At 59.1% G+C, this 20600-nt stretch carries 17 protein-coding genes; 10 read left to right on the top strand and 7 right to left on the bottom strand.

The window, feature by feature from the left end; translation table 11 throughout:
- The first annotated feature begins 46 nt into the window (after positions 1-46).
- Together ACXYMP_RS10920 and dnaE are read left to right on the top strand one after the other, a co-directional pair.
- Complete coding sequence (locus ACXYMP_RS10920) at positions 47-409, top strand: VOC family protein (RefSeq protein WP_298569268.1); 363 nt, start codon at positions 47-49, stop codon at positions 407-409.
- 46 nt (positions 410-455) lie between these two features.
- Positions 456-3977 (top strand): DNA polymerase III subunit alpha, encoded by a 3522-nt coding sequence (dnaE, locus tag ACXYMP_RS10915; protein ID WP_458906252.1) that lies wholly within the window; start codon positions 456-458, stop codon positions 3975-3977.
- A gap of 6 nt (positions 3978-3983) precedes the next feature.
- Here dnaE and ACXYMP_RS10910 read toward each other — a convergent pair whose 3' ends face one another.
- Positions 3984-4193, bottom strand: coding sequence for a SlyX family protein (locus ACXYMP_RS10910; RefSeq protein WP_458906250.1), 210 nt, complete (start codon positions 4191-4193; stop codon positions 3984-3986).
- Positions 4194-4399: 206 nt separating this feature from the next.
- Between ACXYMP_RS10910 and hisS the strand changes: the two genes are divergently transcribed.
- Genes hisS through hisG form a run of 3 tightly spaced genes read left to right on the top strand, consistent with a single transcriptional unit; the run spans position 4400 to position 7678 of the window.
- The gene (gene hisS, locus ACXYMP_RS10905) at positions 4400-5887 is read left to right on the top strand and encodes a histidine--tRNA ligase (protein WP_458906248.1); all 1488 of its coding nucleotides are present in this window, start codon (positions 4400-4402) and stop codon (positions 5885-5887) included.
- Positions 5880-6983 carry an ATP phosphoribosyltransferase regulatory subunit gene (locus tag ACXYMP_RS10900; RefSeq protein ID WP_458906246.1) on the top strand — a complete coding sequence of 368 codons (1104 nt, stop codon included), beginning with the start codon at positions 5880-5882 and terminating at the stop codon, positions 6981-6983. Before hisS ends, ACXYMP_RS10900 begins: the two co-directional genes overlap by 8 nt.
- Complete coding sequence (gene hisG / locus ACXYMP_RS10895; RefSeq protein ID WP_298569283.1) at positions 6980-7678, top strand: ATP phosphoribosyltransferase; 699 nt, start codon at positions 6980-6982, stop codon at positions 7676-7678. The genes ACXYMP_RS10900 and hisG overlap by 4 nt, the downstream gene beginning before the upstream one ends.
- 92 nt (positions 7679-7770) lie before the next feature.
- On the opposite strand, the gene ACXYMP_RS10890 is transcribed toward hisG, so the two are convergent.
- Entirely contained in the window at positions 7771-8412 is a 642-nt protein-coding gene (locus ACXYMP_RS10890; RefSeq protein ID WP_458906243.1) for a CDGSH iron-sulfur domain-containing protein, read from the bottom strand.
- Between the two features lie 126 nt (positions 8413-8538).
- Positions 8539-9564, bottom strand: coding sequence for a tryptophan--tRNA ligase (gene trpS, locus ACXYMP_RS10885; protein ID WP_458906241.1), 1026 nt, complete (start codon positions 9562-9564; stop codon positions 8539-8541).
- Between the two features lie 99 nt (positions 9565-9663).
- On the opposite strand from trpS, the gene ACXYMP_RS10880 reads away from it, so the two are divergent.
- Positions 9664-10350: a rhomboid family intramembrane serine protease gene (locus ACXYMP_RS10880; protein ID WP_298569293.1), complete on the top strand. Its 687-nt coding sequence runs from the start codon at positions 9664-9666 to the stop codon at positions 10348-10350.
- Positions 10351-10352: 2 nt separating this feature from the next.
- Here ACXYMP_RS10880 and murJ read toward each other — a convergent pair whose 3' ends face one another.
- Genes murJ through ACXYMP_RS10865 form a run of 3 tightly spaced genes read right to left on the bottom strand, consistent with a single transcriptional unit; the run spans position 10353 to position 15836 of the window.
- A complete protein-coding gene (gene murJ, locus ACXYMP_RS10875; RefSeq protein WP_458906239.1) occupies positions 10353-11894 on the bottom strand; it encodes a murein biosynthesis integral membrane protein MurJ in 1542 nt (513 codons plus the stop codon).
- Positions 11894-14764 (bottom strand): [protein-PII] uridylyltransferase, encoded by a 2871-nt coding sequence (locus tag ACXYMP_RS10870; protein WP_298569300.1) that lies wholly within the window; start codon positions 14762-14764, stop codon positions 11894-11896. Before ACXYMP_RS10870 ends, murJ begins: the two co-directional genes overlap by 1 nt.
- On the bottom strand, positions 14664-15836 hold the full coding sequence (locus ACXYMP_RS10865; protein WP_298569303.1) for a penicillin-binding protein activator: 1173 nt from the start codon (positions 15834-15836) through the stop codon (positions 14664-14666). The genes ACXYMP_RS10870 and ACXYMP_RS10865 overlap by 101 nt, the downstream gene beginning before the upstream one ends.
- Before the next feature lie 81 nt (positions 15837-15917).
- Here ACXYMP_RS10865 and rsmI point away from each other — a divergent pair, with 81 nt between their 5' ends.
- Genes rsmI through ACXYMP_RS10845 form a run of 4 tightly spaced genes read left to right on the top strand, consistent with a single transcriptional unit; the run spans position 15918 to position 19067 of the window.
- Positions 15918-16775, top strand: a complete 858-nt coding sequence (gene rsmI, locus ACXYMP_RS10860; protein ID WP_458906236.1) for a 16S rRNA (cytidine(1402)-2'-O)-methyltransferase — start codon at positions 15918-15920, stop codon at positions 16773-16775.
- Entirely contained in the window at positions 16772-17125 is a 354-nt protein-coding gene (locus ACXYMP_RS10855; RefSeq protein ID WP_298569310.1) for a YraN family protein, read from the top strand. Before rsmI ends, ACXYMP_RS10855 begins: the two co-directional genes overlap by 4 nt.
- Positions 17126-17184: 59 nt before the next feature.
- Positions 17185-18126: a glutathione synthase gene (gene gshB, locus ACXYMP_RS10850; RefSeq protein ID WP_458906233.1), complete on the top strand. Its 942-nt coding sequence runs from the start codon at positions 17185-17187 to the stop codon at positions 18124-18126.
- Entirely contained in the window at positions 18123-19067 is a 945-nt protein-coding gene (locus ACXYMP_RS10845) for an alpha/beta hydrolase (RefSeq protein WP_458906231.1), read from the top strand. The genes gshB and ACXYMP_RS10845 overlap by 4 nt, the downstream gene beginning before the upstream one ends.
- On the opposite strand, the gene ACXYMP_RS10840 is transcribed toward ACXYMP_RS10845, so the two are convergent.
- Entirely contained in the window at positions 19027-20547 is a 1521-nt protein-coding gene (locus tag ACXYMP_RS10840; protein ID WP_458906229.1) for a YifB family Mg chelatase-like AAA ATPase, read from the bottom strand. The genes ACXYMP_RS10845 and ACXYMP_RS10840 overlap by 41 nt on opposite strands.
- Positions 20548-20600 lie beyond the last annotated feature (53 nt).

The following is a 20600-nucleotide window of genomic DNA, read 5'->3' as shown; positions in this document are numbered from 1 at the left end:
TGCAATGGTATACTGGTCGAGCCTTCACGATCTCAGGGACCAACCCATGCTTAAAAAAATCCATCACGTGCAACTGGCTATGCCAATCGGGCAAGAGCAACTTGCGGCGACTTTCTATCGTGACGCGCTGGGGTTTGTGGTGGAACCGAAGCCACCCAAGCTCGCGGCGCGGGGTGGAATTTGGTTTTGCTGTGACGGAATTCATTTGCATCTTGGGGTCGAAACACCATTTCGCCCCGCAAAGAAAGCGCATCCTGCCTTTGAATGTGCGGAGATCGCTGCGCTTGCGGAGCGTCTTGAGCGCGCTGCGTTCAAGGTTCAATGGGATGACGCCTTGCCGGGATACCGTCGCTTTTTCACCCATGACCCGTTTGGCAACCGGATCGAGATACTGGAGCCAACCGCATAGCGCGTCGTCTCTTCCCCCCGGCGGGGGGCTCGTCTAGGTTACCCCCATGACGAACCAACCACGATTCATTCACCTTCGCGTTCACTCTGAATATTCGCTGCTGGAAGGCGCGGTGCCGGTGAAGAAATTACCGGGGCTCTGTGCCGCTCATGGGATGCCGGCAGTCGCCTTGACCGACACGAACAACATGTTCGCCGCACTTGAGTTTTCGGTCACAGCTGCCGGGGAAGGCATCCAGCCGATCATGGGGTGTCAGGTCGATCTGGCCTTCGAAATCCCTGCGCCGGGCGAAAAACAACGCGCGCCTGCCGCCCTTGTTCTGTTGGCTCAGAACGAGCAGGGCTATGAACACCTGATGAAGCTCAATTCCTGTCTATATATCGACAAGAAAGGAGAGCTGCCGCAGGTTCAACTGGACGAGCTTGAAAGCAATTCGGAGGGGCTGATCTGTCTGACCGGGGGCGCCGAGGGGCCAGTGGGTCAGCTGCTTCAGGCGCGTCAGCGACCGAAAGCCGAAGCATTGATGAAGCGGCTTCACCAATGCTTTGGTGACCGGCTGTATGTGGAGCTGCAACGCCACCCCGGTGAAGGTGGCCAGCCGACGAATGGTGAACGCGCGACGGAGCGTGGATTTGTTGAAATGGCCTATGAGATGGGCCTCCCATTGGTCGCCACCAACGATGTCTATTTCCCGAAACAAAAGCTTTACGAGGCACATGATGCGCTGATCTGCATTCGGGACGGCGCTTATGTCGATCAACAAGAAGGCCGTCGCCGCCTGACGCCTCAGCATTATTTCAAAAGCCCCGAAGAAATGATCACGCTGTTTGCGGATTTGCCGGAAGCTATTGATAATACTGTTGAAATTGCGCAACGCTGCGCCTTCATGGCCTATCGGCGCGATCCGATCTTGCCGAAATTTGCAGATGATGAGGTTCAGGAACTGCGCCGGCAGGCCAATGCAGGATTGCAGGCGCGTCTGGCGGTGATCCCGCACGCGGTGTCCGTGGAAGAATACCAGAAACGGTTGGAATTCGAGCTGAATATCATCGAGGGCATGGGGTTTCCGGGTTATTTCCTGATCGTGGCCGACTTCATCAAATGGTCCAAGGACAACCACATTCCGGTGGGACCGGGGCGGGGCTCCGGCGCGGGGTCGCTGGTGGCGTATGCGCTGACGATCACCGACCTTGATCCGTTGCGCTATTCACTGCTGTTCGAACGCTTTCTGAACCCGGAACGTGTGTCGATGCCGGATTTCGACATCGACTTTTGCATGGACCGGCGCGAAGAGGTGATCCGCTATGTCCAAGAGAAATACGGACGCGACAAAGTTGGGCAGATCATCACCTTTGGTGCGCTCTTGTCGAAGGCCGCCGTGCGCGATGTGGGGCGCGTGTTGCAGATGCCCTATGGACAGGTTGACCGGCTGTCGAAACTGATCCCGGTCGAAGGGGTGAAACCCGTCTCGATCGAAAAGGCTCTGGCTGACGAACCCCGCCTTCGCGAAGAGGCGCGCGCAGAAGAGGTCGTCGACCGGCTGTTGACCTATTGCCAACAGATCGAAGGGTTGTTGCGCAATGCGTCGACCCACGCGGCGGGGGTGGTGATCGGGGATCGACCGCTTGATGCGCTGGTGCCGCTCTATCAAGACCCAAAATCCGACATGCCCGCTACCCAATTCAATATGAAGTGGGTGGAGCAAGCGGGTCTGGTGAAGTTCGACTTTCTTGGCTTGAAAACCCTGACGGTAATTCAGAATGCCGTCGATTTGATTCAAGGGCAGGGGCGCGATATCCATACGGGTCCGAATGGAGAGGTTCTTTATGACCCGCCTGAAGGCGCGGTGAATGAAATCAACGCGATTCCGCTGGAGGATGAAAAGACCTACAAGCTCTACGCTGCGGCCAAAACCGTGGCGGTGTTTCAGGTGGAATCAAGCGGTATGATGGATGCGCTTCGGCGCATGAAACCGACCTGCATCGAAGATATCGTGGCGCTGGTCGCCCTGTATCGTCCCGGCCCGATGGAGAACATCCCCACCTATTGCGAGGTGAAGAACGGGCTGAGGGAGATCGAAAGCGTCCACCCTTTGATCGACCACATTCTGGCCGAAACGCAGGGCATTATCGTCTATCAGGAACAGGTGATGCAGATCGCTCAGGTCATGGCGGGCTATTCGCTTGGAGGCGCCGACCTTCTGCGCCGGGCGATGGGTAAGAAGATCAAAGAAGCGATGGACGCCGAACGTCCGAAATTTGAAAAAGGGGCCGCAGAAAACGGGGTGCCTGCGAAGAAAGCGTCGGAAGTCTTCGACCTGCTTGAGAAATTCGCCAATTACGGTTTCAACAAATCACACGCTGCCGCCTATGCCGTCGTCAGCTATCAGACCGCTTGGTTGAAGGCGAACCACCCGGTTGAATTCATGGCTGGTGTGATGAACTGCGACCTTCATCTGACGGACAAGCTGTCCATCTACGCCAACGAAATCAGGCGGGGGCTGGATATCGAGATCGTGCCACCCTGTGTGAACCGTTCGTCTGCCATGTTCAGTGTGGACAAGGGCCGCGTCGTCTATGGGCTTGGGGCGCTAAAAAATGTTGGCGTCGAGGCGATGGGCCTTGTCGTCGAAGGTCGCAAAGTCGACGGTGCTGACAAGCCTTTTGCAACGCTTTACGACTTTGCGCGTCGCGTTGATCTGAAGCGTGTCGGTAAGCGTCCGATGGAGATGCTGGCGCGCGCAGGCGCCTTTGATCAACTTGACCCAAACCGCCGCCGCGTCTTCGACAGCCTTGATGCGCTGGTCAACTATTCGGCCGCAATCCACGAACAGCGCGCCTCGAACCAGGTGTCCCTGTTCGGCGAGGCTGGCGACGACCTGCCGGAACCACGCCTGTCCCCGGTCGGGGATTGGCTGCCCAACGAACGGCTGACCGAGGAACACAAGGCGATTGGCTTCTATCTGTCCGGCCATCCTCTTGACGACTACTTGCCGGCGCTCAAACGCAAGGGCGTGATGACCATTCAGGAACTGCGCGACAAGGCAGAACGCACCGGTGCGGCCGTTGGAAAGGTCGCCGTCAATGTCAGTGGCTTGCAGGCGCGTAAATCCGCGCGGGGCAACCAATTTTTCCGTCTCAACATTGATGACCCGACGGGACAGGTGCCGGGTATCTTGCTGTTTGCAGATGATTTTGAGGCCTGCCGAAGGGTTTTCGACGAAACGCTGCAGGTCGTTATGCAGCTTGAGGGCCGTTTTGAAGAAGGGCAGTTTGACCCGCGCGGCAGGTCGGTCGCACCCTTGGATGCGGTGATCGCAGATGCGGGCGGGATGGCTCTGAAGCTATATCTGACGGAACCCGAGGCGCTTGTGCAGGTTTCCAACCTGTTGAAAGACGCTGCTGAGAAAGCGCGCAACATCCGACCGGGTGAAGTGTCGGTTTGCCTGATAGATCCGACCTTGCCGGGCGAGGTCGAGATGACCTTGGGACGCCCCTTCCCACTGAACCCTCAGATCAAGGGCGCGCTCAAGTCACTGGACGGCGTGATTGATGTGGAAGAAGTCTGACGCGCCCTAGTAATGCGGTGGCCGTTCGTCACCAAGGACCACGCCGCCGGAATTCGCCATCTCTCGCTCGGCCTCCCGCTCTACCAGCATCCGCACGCGATGAGACATCTTGGACAGTTCCGTGTCTTGGCGGGCAATTACGTCTGACAGTTCATCGACCACACGGGTCAGGTGGGCGACGGTTTCTTCCAATTGGGTCATGCGGTCTTGCGTCATTTGGCTCTGATAGCGCGAAGTTGATCCAAGTCATAGCCCCGAAAGGCGATCAGCCAACAGATAACGCCAATGAGGAAGCGAAACCCGATCCGGCCATTTGGCTTGGTGTGGGGCCAGGCGTCGGGCCCTTTCTGGGCAGGCTTTCCTTGCCCCTTGCGCCCCCATCCGCTAGACCGCCCGCGACACCTATCTGAACGGGACCGACAATGGCCAAGCAGAAGAAACAGCCCCGCCCCAAGGCGATCACGCCCAAGGGCTTTCGCGACTATTTTGGCGCCGAGCTGGATGAGCGCAAACAGATGCTCGATCAGATTGCGGCGGTGTATCATCGCTATGGCTTCGATGCTTTGGAAAGCTCAGCGATCGAAACGGTTGAGGCGCTGGGTAAATTCCTGCCCGACGTGGATCGTCCGAACGAAGGCGTCTTCGCGTGGCAAGAATATGATGAGAAGGGTGAAGGCGACTGGATGGCGTTGCGCTATGACCTGACCGCGCCGCTGGCCCGCGTTTACGCGCAGCACCGCAACGATCTGCCCACGCCTTACCGCCGCTATGCGATGGGGCCGGTTTGGCGCAATGAAAAGCCGGGACCGGGTCGTTTTCGCCAGTTCTATCAATGTGATGCGGATACCGTCGGCACGGCCAGCATGGCCGCGGACGCCGAGATTTGTGCGCTGTTGGCGGATACGCTGGAAACTGTGGGCATTCCACGTGGCGACTATGTCGTGCGTGTGAACAACCGCAAGGTTCTGAACGGCGTGCTGGAGGTGATGGGCGTCGACGAAGGCCCCACCCGCGACGCTGTTCTGCGCACCATCGACAAGTTCGACAAGGTGGGCGAAGCAGGGGTGCGCGAGCTGTTGGGCAAGGGGCGGCTGGATGCGTCGGGCGCGTATATCGATGGGGTTGGGCTGACGGATGCACAGGCGGAACCTGTGCTGGCCTTCCTGACATCGAAAGCGAAAACCGCTCAGCAGACGCTGGCCAACTTGCGAGCTGCCGTCGGTGAAAGTGCCATCGGTGCGGAAGGCGTGTCCGAGTTGGAAGAAATCGCGGACCTACTGGCCGCGCAGGGATACGGCCCCGATCGCATCGTCATCGACCCTTCGGTCGTGCGTGGTCTTGGCTACTATACCGGCCCCGTCTACGAGGCCGAGCTGACGTTCGAAATTCTCGACGAAAAAGGTCGCCCGCGGCAGTTTGGCTCTGTTGCGGGGGGGGGTCGCTATGACGATCTGGTCAAGCGCTTCACCGGGCAAGCGGTCCCGGCGACGGGCGTCTCGATCGGGGTAGACCGGTTGTTGGCCGCCCTGCGCGCCAAGGGGCGGATCGGTGGCAAGGCTGTTGGCCCTGTCGTTGTGACCGTCATGGATAAGGCGCGGCTTGCGGATTATCAGGCGATGGTGGGCGAGTTGCGGCAGGCCGGTATCCGGGCCGAGGTCTATCTGGGCAATCCGAAGAATTTCGGCAATCAGTTGAAATATGCTGACAAGCGGAACTCTCCCGTTGCTGTAATTGCGGGGTCTGACGAATTCGACGCCGGAAAAGTGCAAATCAAGGATTTGGTGCTGGGGGCAAAAATCGCCGAAAGTGCCACACTTGAAGAATGGAAGGAACGCCCCAGCCAGTTTGAATCCGACCGCGCCGATATGGTCGCCAAAGTGCGAGAGATCATCGAGGCATCCGATGACTGACAAAGCACGGGTTCGCACCGAAGCTGCGCGGTTGTTGGGGTTCTTCGAAGCACACGGCGCAAGTGTTGTCGAAGCAGATATCCTGCAACCTGCGGAAACACTTCTGGACCTTTACGGCGAAGATATCCGCGCGCGCGCTTTCGTAACCCAGGACCCGGTTCATGGCGAGGCCATGCTTCGCCCGGACTTCACCGTGCCCGTGGTGCAGATGCACATGGTCGACGGGGCCGAGCCTGCGCGCTATGCCTATATGGGCGAGGTGTTCCGCAAGCAGGAAGAAGCCACGCACCGGGCGTCCGAGCATTTTCAGGTCGGCTATGAGGTCTTTGACCGCACCGCACCCCTTGAGGCCGATGCCGAAGTCTTCGCACTGATAAAAGAGGTTCTGGAGCCGCTGAACCTGCGGGCAGCCACGGGCGATATGGGTTTGCTTCTGGCGGCTGTGCGGGGCCTCAAGACGACCGAGCGCCGTAAGGCTGCGTTGTTGCGACACATCTGGCGTCCACGCAGGTTTCGCGCGTTGCTTGACCGGTTTGCCGGGCGTGCTGCATTGCCAAAGGGGCGCGACGCGCTGTTGGCGCAGGACGATCCGCTGGACACCAGCGCGCCTCATATCGGGCTTAGATCTACGTCAGAAATTGCTGATCGCGTTGAGGCGCTGCGTGAGGATGCGGCCGCCGCCCCGATCTCTGCGCAAGAGGTCGAGTTGCTGGACGACCTTCTGGCCCTGCGCGAAACGACCGGACACGTGCTGGAGCATCTGCGCGATATCGCCGTTGATATGCCCGCAATTGCGTCGGCTGTGGACAGGCTGGAAACCCGCGCCGAAGCCTTGGCGAAACGTGGGGTCGATATTGCGACACTGGATTTCGAAGGCAGTTACGGCCGCACCTCGATGGAGTATTACGACGGTTTCGTATTTGGCTTTTATGCCGAGAGCCGGCCAGACTTGCCGCCGGTCGCCACCGGCGGGCGCTATGATGCGCTGACACGCGTGCTTGGCAACAAAAACGGTGAACGGCGCGATATTCCTGCTGTGGGTGGGGTGATCCGACCCGAACTGATCCTGACCCTCACCGAAGAGGTGACGCCATGACCTTGAAACTGGGTGTGCCCTCGAAGGGGCGCTTGATGGAAAAGACGTTCGACTGGTTTGGCGCTGCAGGGATCGAGCTTGCGCGCACCGGATCGGATCGCGAATACGCCGCCGCGGTGAACGGTCTGGACGGGATCGAGTTGGTGCTTTTGTCTGCGGGAGAGATCCCGCGCGAACTGGCGGCTGGGCGCATCCACCTGGGGGTGACGGGGTCCGATCTGGTGCGCGAAAAATTGGGCGCTTGGCAGGAAAAAGTGACCGAGCTGGCGCCAATGGGCTTTGGACATGCCGATCTGGTGATCGCCGTGCCAAGGTGCTGGGTTGATGTGAACACCTTGGACGATCTCGATGCCGTGGCCGCAGCGTTTCGCGCAAATCACGGATATCGCTTGCGGATTGCAACAAAGTATCACCGTTTGATCCGCGACCACCTGCGCATCCACGGGGTCGCCGATTATCAGCTTGTGGACAGCCAAGGTGCAACAGAAGGCACCGTAAAGAATGAAACCGCCGAGGCGATAGCGGATATCACCTCGACCGGGGAAACGCTGCGCGCCAACCACCTGAAAATCCTGTCAGGCAACCCGGTTCACAAAAGCCAGGCAACCCTGTTCAAGTCGCGCAAGGCTGACTGGACCGGTGGCGACCGTGCGACGCTGAAGAAGCTGTGCACCAAGCTGGGCATTGACGGCTGACTGGCAGCGCAGTCCCGATCCTATCAGAATTGGCACGCCCGTCCGCCTGTGGGCATGACGGCCCGGCACCTTCTTTCGGAGGGAAAAGCGGCCTAGTTGGGTTTGACGCTATCCTGAAACCCGATTTCCTTGTGGCTCCCGTCACAAAACGGCTTGTTTTTCGAGGCGCCGCAGCGGCACAAAAATGCCTTCGAGGTCTTGGCGATCTGTTTTCCCGTGCCAGTGCAGATCTCCAGATTGCCTTCCACTTTCAAGGGGCCATCCGGCACACGAGACACCAGCGCGCCGCCACCCTGATCGTCGTTGGTCGGTGGCGATTTTGGCGTGGGCTCGCCGGTGGTTTTGAAGCCGGCCTCGACGTGGCTGCCATCGCAGTAAGGTTTGTTCTTCGACGCCCCACAGCGGCACATCGCGACACGTGTTTCAGGGTCGGCCCCTTCGACTGAAATCTCGCCCGCCACAATAAGCGGCCCGTTTTCCCAGATCGCCAAGCGATTGATTTTCGGCGGTTTCTCGGCGCTTCCGTCCGCCCGTTTGAAAGCCAATGCCCCCGAGGGGCAGGCGCGGATAGTGGCTGCGATGTCATCGGCGGCCGCATTGTCAGCTTGGACCCAAGGCCGCTTGGATGGATCGAAAACCTCTGGCAATTGTAAGAAGCAATTGCGGGAATGGATGCACCGCCCCAGATCAAAGGTGACGGTGATATCCTTGCTGAAATAGTCCTTGCGCTTCATTTTGGCCTCCCTGATCTGGCAAGCATAGTCCAGCTTCGGTCAGGCACAAAATCACGAAATGGGCAGGCGCCAGCGATGGTGCGCCGGTCGCTTGTCACGATGACCCTATGTCGCCCCGTTTTGCCCCTAGCGTTTGCGGGATCGCAAGAACCCCGTGATGTCATAGGCTTGGTCAAGGATCGGTTGCGCAATGGCTTCCGCCTTTTCGGCCCCTTCCGCCAGCACACGGTCGATTTCCACCTTGTCGCCCATCAGGCGCGCCATTTCCTGCGAAATGGGTCCAAGCTTTTCGACAGCCAGATCCGCCAAAGCGGGTTTGAATTTGCCCCATCCAGCCCCGGCAAACTCCGCAATTACGGCCTCGGGTGACGTCTCGGACAGGCCCGCGTAGATATCCACTAGGTTGCGCGCTTCTGGCCGCCCCTTCAGGCCCTCAAGCGTGTCGGGCAAGGGTTCCGGGTCGGTGCGCGCCTTCTTGAATTTTTTGGAGATCGTGTCGGCGTCATCGGTCATGTTGATGCGCTCCATGTCGCTGTCGCCCGACTTGGACATCTTCTTCGACCCGTCGCGCAGGTTCATCACACGGGTGGCCGGACCTTCGATGATGGGGTCTGGCAGGGGGAAGAACCCTTCGGCACCGAAGTCGTGGTTGAACTTGGCGGCGATGTCGCGCGTCAGCTCGACATGCTGCTTCTGGTCCTCGCCCACAGGAACGTGGGTCGCGTGATAGAGCAGAATGTCGGCGGCCATCAGAGCAGGATAGGCATAAAGGCCCAGCGACACCTTTTCGGCGTTCTTGCCCGCTTTGTCCTTGAACTGCGTCATGCGGTTCATCCAGCCAACACGCGCTACGCAGTTGAACAGCCATGCCAGCTCTGCATGGGCGGGCACCTGACTTTGATTGAACAGCACCGACTGGGCTGGATCAATCCCGGCCGCCAGATAGCCAGCCGTCACTTCGCGAGTTGCGTCCTTCAGCTCTTTCGGGTCTTGCCAGACGGTGATGGCGTGAAGGTCTACAACGCAATAGATCGCCTCGTAATCCTGTCCTTGCATGTCCACAAATCGTTTGATGGCACCAAGGTAGTTGCCCAATTGCAGCCCGCCCGAAGGCTTGACGCCTGAGAAGACGCGTGGCGTGTGATTGGTCATGTTTTCACTCCGTCTGGATTTCTTACCTCACGTCGCTTACCCATGTGGACATAGCCCGTCAAGAAAGGGCCGGAAAGAAGAGGCCAAGGAGCGCCCAGAATGAGCAGTTATCGTGAAGAAAACCCCGTTAACCCCTTGCCGCCCGTGGTTGTTGCGCTTGCCGTCTTCCTGATTGGCATCGAGTTGGTGTTTGCGGCAGGCACCATGGGCCTTGCCGGTGGACCTGAAGCCGCTGGCTGGCGAATATCGGCCATTGAAAACTGGGGTTTTCGCGAGCCGCTCTTCTCGTGGATGGTTGAAAACGGCCGGTATCCCTTGTCGGATCTGGCGCGATTTGTGACCTATCCGTTCCTGCATCTGAGCTTCACGCATCTGCTGTTCGTGCTCGTTTTCCTGTTGGCGCTGGGCAAGATGGTGGGCGAGGTCTTTTCACCTTTCGCCTTTCTGGTTGTGTTCTTTGGCGCATCCATCGTCGGGGCCTTGGCCTATTGGGTCGTCTGGGACACGCCAGTGGTGTTGTTCGGGGGGTATCCAGCCGTCTACGGCCTGATTGGCGCCTACACATTTCTTTTGTGGGCCGAACTGGCGATGACGGGGGGCAACCAGCTGTCTGCCTTCCGGATCATCGCCTTCTTGATGGCATTGCAGTTGATCTTTGGCCTGTTGTTCGGTGCGGGGCTGACATGGGTGTCTGAATTGGCGGGCTTTGTGTCTGGCTTCGGGCTGTCCTTTGTGGTCAGCCCGGGCGGGTGGTCAAGGGTTCTGGTGCGTTTGCGCAGGCGCTAAGGCTATTGGCCACGGCGCAGGGATGCTTTGATCTCAGACAGGCGAAAGGCCCCGAGAAGCTGGCCAAGAAGGCCGTATGCCGCAATCCCACCACCGACGAGTATGGTCAAGGCGATGATCTTCAGGCCGGGCATGCCGAACATGGGGCCCATGGCGATGACCATAAGGATCAACAGAGCGCCCATTGCCCAGCTGGCCGCCGCGATGCGCCAAAAGCGTTTCCAGAACCGGGCGTCAAAGCGGGTGTCTTCGCCCATCCGGGCCGCTCCGATCCAGATCAGGCCGGTGATCGTCCAGCCGGCCACCGTTGTCCCGATGGCAGCGGCAATGAAGCCCATCCAATAGCTAAGCCCAATGGCCAACACCGCGTTCACGACCATTCCGATCAGCGCAAAGTGGAAAGGGGTTTTGGTGTTTTCGCGCGCGAAATAGACTGACGCCAACACCTTTTGCAGGACAAAGGCAGGCAGGCCTGCGCCATAGACTGCCGTGGCCAGCGCGGTGCGCGCAGTGTCATCGGCGGTGAAGGCCCCACGGTGAAACAGAACCTCGATCAGTTGCGTTGGAACGACAATCAGGGCCACCGCAGCCGGCACCGTCAGCGCCAGCGAAAGCTCCCCCGCGCGGCTTAAGGCGTCTCTTCCGGCCTTATGGTCGCCTGACCGCAGGTTTCGGGAAAGCTCGGGCAGAAGCACGACCCCAATGGCAATGCCCACAACGCCCAAAGGCAGTTGATAAAGCCGGTCGGCATAGTAAAGCCAAGCAACGGCGCCGTCGAAGAAGCTGGCGACTTGCCGCCCGACCAACAGGTTCACCTGTGTGACGCCTCCGGCCAGAGCGGCGGGCGCAGCAATGATGGCCAATCGCTTCAGCTCTGGCGTCATGTGCGGCATCCGTGGGATGAGGCGAAAGCCCGCGCGGGCTGCGGCAAACCAGACCAGCGCGACCTGTGCGATCCCGGCAATCGGCACAGTCCACGCCAAGGCGTTGCCGATGTCGTGGCCAGAAAAGTCCGCGACAAACATTGCGGTGATGAAAATCACGTTCAACAAAACAGGGGCGGCGGCGGCGGCCATGAACCTGCTCGTGGCGTTCAATACGCCCGATAAGAGGGCGGCCAGCGAAATGAACAGGATATAGGGAAACGCAATACGCCCATAGGTGACTGCCAGATCGAACCGGCTGTCATCAGTGAAGCCCGATGCCATGGCATAGACCAGTGCGGGCATGAAGATCTGCGCCACGACCGAAAAGATGACCAACACAAAGGCCAGCCCGGAAAAGGCGTCTCGGGCAAATTCCAATGCGCCGTCGCCGGCTTCGTGCTTCTTGGCGAACATCGGCACGAAGGCGACGTTCAAGGTGCCTTCGGCAAAGAATCGACGAAACATATTGGGCAGGGAAAAGGCAATCAGGAAGGCTTCGGCCACGGCAGACGAACCGAGAAATGCACCGATCATGATGTCGCGCACAAAGCCCAGAATGCGGCTGGCCATTGTCCAGCCGCCGACGGTCATGAAACCCCGTGCCAATCCCGATGCCATTATGCCGTCGCCCTTATGACGCCTTTTTCAATGGCCGTTCGCAACTTGCCTTCCAGTTGCTGCTGTTTGTGTTCCGAATGGAATTTCAAACCGAACATATCCTTGACATAGAAGGCATCGACCACCTGTTCGCCATAAGTCGCAATCACCGCCGAGGCAATATAAACATTGGCATCTGCCAGCGTCCGCGTCAGGTCGAACAAAAGCCCGGGCCGGTCACGGGTATCGACTTCGATGATCGTGTAAATCTCGGACCCGTCATTGTCGAAGGTGATGGTTGTGGGCACTCTAAAGGCGCGTTCGCGTTTCTTCAGCTTGTCGCGGTTGGCCATGGCGTCTTGGGTGATGATCTCGCCTTTCAGGGACTTGTGGATCATCTGGGTCAAGCGCGGCAGTTTGTTTGCGTCAAACGGCTTGCCTTCGGCATCCTGCATCCAGAAACAGGCGGTGGCATAACCATCTTTCGAGGTATAGGTGCGCGCATCGACGATATTTGCCCCGACCAATGACAGAGCGCCTGCCAGTCGCGAAAAGATGCCCGGATGGTCGGCCAGCACGATATAGGCGCGGGTCACGTCGCGTTCTTCGTCGGGCTCAAGCTCGATACGAACCTCGTCTTCCCCGATGTTATAAAGCAGTTCGGCAAAGGCGAGATGCGCGGTGATATGCAGCCCCTGCCAGTAGCTGTCATAGTGGCGTGAGGTCTCTTTCTTGAGCTCTTTTGGCGACCAATGCGCCAGTGCGTCACGCAAGGTGCGCTTGGCCTCGGCGCCGCGGTTTTCACGGTTCAGGGCCTCCATGCCGTCTTCCAGCGCGCGCCGCGTCTGGCGATAAAGAGTGCGGATCAACGTGGCCTTCCAGTTGTTCCACGTGTTTGGGCCGACACCGCGTATGTCGCACACGGTCAGAACGGTCAGCAGGTCCAGCCGCTGCACGGTTTTCACCGCCTTCGCAAAATCGCGCACGGTTCGGGGGTCGGCGATATCGCGTTTCTGGGCCATGTCCGACATCAGAAGATGATAGCGCACCAGCCATTCGACCGTTTCGCATTCGCGCAGGTTCAGGCCCAGACGGGGCGCCACTTTGCGCGCGATCTGAGCGCCCAGAACCGAATGGTCCTGTGGCCGCCCCTTGCCGATGTCATGCAACAGCATTGCCACCATCAAGGTCTTTCTATTAACGCCGCGTCCAAGGATTTCCGCACTGATCGGCAGTTCGTCGTCAAGTTCGCCGCGTTCGAGCTGTGCAAAGTTCGAAATCACCTGAATGGTGTGTTCGTCCACCGTATACGAGTGATACATGTTGAACTGCATCATCGCCACGATGGGTTCAAACTCAGGAATGAACGCGGCCAGAACGCCCAGTTCGTTCATCCGGCGAAGTGCGCGTTCGGGGTTGCCGTGCTTGAGCAGCAAATCAAGAAAGATCCGCGTGGCTTCCTTGTCGTTGCGCATTTGCTCGTCGATCAGGCCAAGGTTGCGCGACACCAGCCGCATGGCGTCGGGGTGGATCAACAATCCGGTGCGCAAGCCCTCTTCAAACAGTCGAAGAATGTTCAGTTTATCTTCCAGAAAGCCCGGCTCGTCCGTGACGGCAAGACGCCCGTGCCTTTCGATGAACCCATGGCGCAGCTTCTTGCGACGCTTCAATAGGCGCATCAGGCGCGGCAATTGCTTGAGGTGTGCCGCTTCAAGTTCGGTCAGCACGATCCGGGTCAAGTCGCCCACCTGCGTGGCGTGGCGGAAATAGGCCTGCATGAAATGTTCGACCCCACGCCGCCCCTCGGTGTCCTTGAACCCCAACCGTTCGCCAACTTCGACTTGCAAGTCGAAGGTCAGCTGGTCTGACGGGCGATTGGTTGCCAGATGCATTTGGCATCGCACCGCCCACAGGAATTCCTCGGCAGCGCGGAAGCTGGCAAATTCGTCTTCTGAAAAGACACCCTTGGACACAAGGTCTGCTGGTTCTGTGACGTGGTGTTGATACTTTGCAACCCAGAACAGAGTTTGCAGATCGCGCAGCCCGCCTTTGCCTTCTTTCACGTTCGGCTCGACGATATAGCGCTGACCGCCTTGCTTCTCGTGACGGGCATCGCGCTCGGCCAGCTTGGCTTCGATGAATTCGGCCAGAGTGCCCTCGAACAAGTCCGACCAAAGCCGGTTTTCCAGCTCTGCGGCAAGCGGGGCGTCGCCGCAGACAAAGCGTTGTTCCAGCAAGGCGGTGCGGATGGTGAAATCCTCGCGCCCAAGGCGCAGACAGTCTTCGATTGTGCGCGAGGCATGACCGACCTTCAGGCGCAAATCCCACAGCATGTAGAGCATGCTTTCGATGACGCTTTCCGCCCAGGCCGTGATTTTGTAGGGCGTCAGGATCAGAAGGTCGACGTCAGATTGCGGCGCCATTTCGCCCCGCCCATAGCCGCCGACAGCCAACACGGCGATCCGTTCAGCGGTGGTTGGGTTCGCGAGCGGATGCAGGCGCTGGGTCGCAACCCGGTGGACGAGCGTGACAAGCACATCCGTCAAATAGGCATAGGCCGCCGTGGCTGGATACGCATTAAGGGGGCGTTCGCACAGCGCGTCGGCAATAGCCTCGCGGCCCGCTGCCATGGCAGTTCGCAGGCTGCTGACGGTCAGGTTGCGGATCTCGGCCGCGTCCTTTGTGTCTTCGAATTCAAGGCAAAGTGAAGCCCAGAGCGCGTCACCATCAATGATGTCGCGCGCTGGGCAGATCAGGTCGGAGTCCGGGGGCGTCGTCCCCCGGCGGAGTTCAGAACCCGGCACCGCCGAAGCTTCTGGGTGCAGGGTCGATAATGATGACCTGGTTGTTCTGGATCTGAGCGACGGCCAAGCCGCGCTCGTTGGTGCCATTGCCGCGCAAGCGGAAGATGCCATTCACGCCGACAAAGCCTTGCCCTTGTGTCAGGGCGGTCGAGGTCAGCGCGTCCGCCTTGCCGGATTTGACCAAGGCGCCGATGGCAGCAATGCCGTCATAGGCAAGTCCAGCGATCGGATGGGGCGCTGCGCCATAACGCGCTTGGTAGCGGCTGTTAAAGCGGTTGGCCAAGGCGGGATCAGGCAAAGCGAACCAACCACCTTGCAGGCCCGGCAGGGCCAATGCGTTCGATGGAATGTCCCAGCGTTGCAGGCCGATGAATTGCTTGGTTGCCGGACTTACGCCGTTTTCCGGCAGCAGCCCCGCCAGAAACGGAAGTGCGCCCGAGGTGCCCGAGGTGAGGAACACCGATTGCGCGCCCGAGTTTTTGATTTGTGCGCTTATGCCCGGCATCGCGTTCACGATCCCGCTTTGCGACAGCTCGAAAGAGGCCGTCCCCGCCAGCGTCGCGCTGGAATTGGCGATGGCGCTTTGAATGGCGCTGCGCCCGGTGATCTCGGCTTGATCATTTCCATGCAGGATCATGATACGACCCTTGCCTTGACGGGCGGCGTAACGGACCAACCGATCAGCGACGTTCCCAAAGGTGTTGCCCAGGATGAAGACGTTGCCACCAGCGATATCGGGGTTGTTCGAAAAGCTCAGCACATTCACATTGCGTCGCGCGACCGCCAGTCCGGCTGCGTTGGCGCTCTGCGCGAAAACCGGCCCAAGAATGATCTTGGCCCCGTCGTTCACCGCTTTCGTCGCCATCGCGGCGGCCTGATTCGGGTTGCCACCAGTGTTGTAGACGCGCAGGTCTACCTTGACCCCGGACAGCTCTGCCATGGCCATGCGCGCCGCGTTTTCAAGCGAGGTTGCAAGGCTCGCATCGTTGGCGGATGTCGACCCGCCAGGAACCAGCAGGGCCACCGGAACAGGCTTGTTGGTATTGATACTTGGGCCAGTTTGCGGTCCTGCGACCGTACAGGCGACCAGCCCTGAAAGTGATACAAAGGCAAGCAGGGCACCCAGCGCCTTGCGAGTGCGAGCGAAAACAGCGAACATAAACAAATCCTTTCCCGGGCGAGGCGTCAAAATACCCCGGCAGACGAGCTTATAATAGACTCCCCAACTGACAGGTCCAGTGTGAAACCCCAGAACATCCAGCTTGATCCGGGCCTCTATCTTGTGGCGACGCCCATCGGAAATTCGCGTGATATCACCCTTCGAGCGCTGGATATTCTGGCGTCGGCGGATGTGATCGCTGCGGAAGACACTCGAACAACCCGGCGGCTGATGGAAATCCACGGGATCTCGCTTGGGGGCCGTCGCATTTTGCCCTACCACGACCATTCCGGCGGGGCTGGACGTGCCGGGATCGAAAAACTGATCGCGGAGGGCAAATCCGTGGCCTATGCCAGCGAGGCGGGAAGCCCCCTGATCGCTGATCCGGGCTTTGCCCTGGCGCGAGAGGTGGCACGCGACGGCCATCTTGTGACTGCGGTGCCGGGTGCTTCGGCGACCTTGGCGGCGCTAAGTTTGTCGGGTCTGCCAACCGACAGATTTCTTTTCGCAGGCTTTCCGCCAGCCGCAAAAGGCCCCCGCGCGAGCTGGCTGGCAGAGCTGCTGCCGATCCCCGCAACGCTTGTTTTCTTTGAAAGCCCTAAGCGCGTTCAGAAATTGTTAGCTGAATTGTGTTCCTGTGATGCCGGTCAAAGGCAGGCCGCAATCTGTCGAGAGTTGACCAAGAAGTTTGAAGAAATCAAGCGCGGAACCGTTGCTGAGTTGGCGCAGGACCTGGCTGAAAACCCGATCAGGGGAGAGGTTGTTTTCGTTCTAGACCGTGGCAGCGACGTGCAGGATGAAGGCGCAATGGAAGAGATGTTGACCAAAGCGATGTCGGACATGTCGATGAAAGACGCGGTGAATGCTGTTTCACAGGCGCTGGGTTTGCCAAGGCGCAAGGTCTATCAGTCGGCGCTTGAATTGGGAAAAAAGAAATGAGCGGGCTCGTTTCTTATCTGTCGGGTCTGTCGGCCGAACAATCCGTCACGATGCACTATGAAGCGCGCGGCTGTCGCACAGAATGCCAGAGATGGCGCGGGCGGCATGGCGAAATCGACCTGATCACACGCGATGGCGCTGATCTGGTCTTTGTCGAAGTGAAGAAGTCGAAGGACTTCCTGCGCGCGGCTGAACGCGTCACGCGGGCACAAGTCCAACGCATTCAGGCGACGATCTTCGAGTTTCTCGAAGCCCAACCAAACGGCCAGCTGACGCCTTTCCGCTTTGACGTCGCTCTGGTCAACGCCAAAGGCGAAATGCAGATTATCGAAAACGCATTGGCGTATTGAAGCCCATTGCACCGCAGCGCGCTCTGTCCCATGTAGGGAGAAACCAGAAGGAGTGCGCCATGTCGCTGAAAATAGCAATTCAGATGGACCCGATCGACCGCATCAATATTGAAGCGGACAGCAGTTTTCGGATTGCCGAAGAAGCACAGGCGCGCGGTCACGAGCTGTTCTACTACACGCCGGACCATCTTAGCTTTCGTGAGGGTCACGTCTTTGCGCGCGGGTGGCCGTTGACAGTGCGTCGGGTTCAGGGCGACCATTTTTCGTTGGGTGACCGGGCTGATGTTGACTTGGGAGAGTTTGACGTGGTCTGGCTGCGTCAGGATCCTCCTTTTGATATGAGCTATATCACGACCACGCATCTTCTGGATATGATCCACCCGGGTACACTTGTCGTAAACGATCCTTTCTGGGTGCGAAACTATCCCGAAAAGCTACTTGTCTTGCAGTTTCCCGATCTAACCCCACCCACCATGATCGCCCGAGATTTCGACACGCTGAAGTCGTTCAAGGACGCGCATGGCGATATCATTCTGAAGCCGCTTTACGGCAATGGCGGGGCTGGAGTCTTTCGGCTTGATCAGAATGACCGCAACCTTGCCTCGCTGCACGAGCTTTTTGTGGGGATCAATCGTGAACCGCTGATTGCACAGAAATTCCTTCCTGATGTCTCGAACGGGGACAAGCGGATCATCTTGGTGGATGGCGAACCTGTGGGCGCGATCAATCGTGTCCCTGCGGCGGGGGAAACCCGGTCTAACATGCATGTGGGCGGGCGCCCCGAGAAGGTCGGACTAACTGATCGGGACCGCGAGATATGCGCGGCCATCGGGCCGCTTTTGCGCGAAAAGGGGCAAGTTTTTGTTGGTATTGACGTGATCGGCGACTATCTGACCGAAATCAACGTGACATCACCGACCGGCATTCAAGAGCTGGAACGCTTTGACGGCGTCAATATTGCCGAAAAAATCTGGCAGGCCATCGAGGCACGGCTTTCATGAGCTTGCGGCTGACGCTGACCAAGCTGTTCATGCGGCTGTTCGTGAAGACGCGGCTCAGACGCTTAACAGACCCAGCGCCAGCGAGACATGAGTTGGAGCGCGCCGCGAACCGGCTGTTTTGCGCGCCACCCTTCGCGTGGTATCGCGAAGCGACACTTGCCGGCGGGCACGGTGCACAAAGGGCGTTGTGGATAGAAACCCGACCCGCAACGCGGCCAGCCCTTGCAAACAAGATCATCTTGTATTTTCACGGCGGCGGGTTCATCGCAGGCTCACCAGACACTCACCGCAAGTTGCTGGCACGCCTGGCTTGGATGACCGGGCTCAGAATTTGTGCGCCTGATTACCGCAAAGCGCCTGAGGATCCTTTTCCAGCGGCTGTCGAGGATTGCGTTGCGGCTTACAAGCACTTGATCCAGAAGGGATATCGTCCTGAAAACATTATACTGGGTGGCGATAGCGCGGGTGGTGGTCTGGTCTTCTCACTGCTTGCTGAAATTGATGGTGTTTTGCCCTTTCCGCGCGCGGTATTTGCCTTTTCACCGATTGTCGATCTTCGGTTCACGTCGCCGTCGTTCGATGAGAATGCGAAGAATGACCCGCTGCTGCCTTCGGACCGACGCGATCTGGTGACAGATCACTACTTGGCGGGTGCGTCTGCGCAGAATGTGCGGGCCTCGCCCGTGTTGCACCGATATAAATCGACCCCGCCACCAGCCTTTTTCCAGTTCTCAACAACCGAGATCTTGCGCGATGAAAGCCTGCGCATGGCTGAGGTGCTTCGTGCCGTAGGCGGACAGGTCACGCTGGACGAATGGCCCGATGCGCCGCATGTGTGGGTCATTCTCGATGGGCTGTTGCCGGAAGCCCGTCAGGCTTTGCGGCAGGCAGCAGATTTCATTACACGACAGTTTCACGATGAGACACGAGCCGAAAGCTAAGCGCTTCGGCGATGTGTTTGCGGGACACATGCGGTTCTTCGGCCAGGTCGGCAATTGTGCGCGCCACCCGCAGCACGCGATGATATCCGCGTGCAGACAAGCCAAACCGTTCTGAAGCCTTCACCAGCATCTCGCGCCCGTCGGCATCGGGACTTGCGTGCTGCTCTAATATGGCGCCCTCGATATCCGCATTGGTGGTGACATCGTCCAGGTCGGCATAGCGATCCGCTTGCACCGCACGCGCCGTGGTGACACGGCGCATGACAGCTTCAGAGGGTTCTCCGTTTGCGGGAAGGTCAAGATCTTGAAATGTGACCGGAGGCACCTCGATCCGCAGGTCAAACCGATCAAGCAAGGGACCTGAAATGCGGCCCATATAATCCTCGGCGCACAAAGGAGCGCGGTTGCAGGCGCGGTTCGCGTCCGTCAGATAGCCGCATTTGCAGGGGTTGGCTGCCGCGATCAGCAGAAAGCGGCTGGGGTATCTTATATGGGCGTTGACGCGCGCGACGGTGACATCGCCGGTTTCCAAAGGTTGGCGAAGGGTTTCAAGAACCTGACGGCTGAATTCCGGGAACTCGTCCATGAACAGAACACCATTATGCGCCAAACTAATTTCGCCGGGCTTTGCACCGCGACCGCCCCCGACCATCGCGGCCATGGAGGCCGTGTGGTGAGGCGCGCGATAGGGTCGGGTCTGAGAAATACCACCACCTTCGAGCAGCCCAGAGACCGACTGGATCATCGAGGTTTCAAGCGCCTCGGCTGGCGTCATGGGAGGCAAGATGCCCGGAAGGCGGGCGGCCAGCATGGATTTCCCCGATCCTGGCGGGCCCACCATCAACAGGTGATGGCGCCCTGCCGCCGCGATCTCCAGCGCGCGTTTGGCGCGTTCCTGCCCTTTCACATCCCGCAAATCCTTGCAGGCTGCCGTCTGTGTGACATTGCCGGATTCAGCGACTGGCAAAGGGGCTTGGCCTGAGAAATGTTGAAGCACCGCCGCCAGCGATGACGCGCCGTGGACCTTGGTGGCACCGATCCAAGCCGCTTCGGCCCCGCATTCCTTTGGGCAGAAAAGGGACATCTCGTGTTCGGCCGCGGCAAGTGCGGCAGGCAGGGCGCCTGCGACTGGCAAAAGCGAGCCGTCGAGCGCAAGTTCACCCAAGGCCACGACATCTGCGATGTCTTCTTTGTTCAAAAGGTCCGCAGCCGCCAAAAGCGCCATTGCGATCGGCAAGTCAAAATGGGATCCGACCTTTGGCAGGTCTGCGGGCGACAGGTTGATGACAATCTTGCGCGCGGGCAGGGCGACGGACATCGCTGACAGCGCAGCGCGGACTCGTTCGCGGGCCTCTGATACCGCTTTGTCAGGCAACCCGACGATCGAGAAACCGGGCAATCCGGGCGACAGCGCGCATTGCACTTCGACAAGGCGGGCGCGAATACCTTCAAACGCGACGGTGTTGATGCGCGCGATCATTGCGCCCCCTGCTGATGACCCCGAAAAGACATCGCTGAGACTAGTTGGGTGTG

This window comes from Aliiroseovarius sp. CAU 1755 (assembly GCF_054482655.1).
The sequence above is the reverse complement of the archived record's forward strand: the minus strand, read 5'-3'. Positions and strand labels throughout refer to the sequence as shown.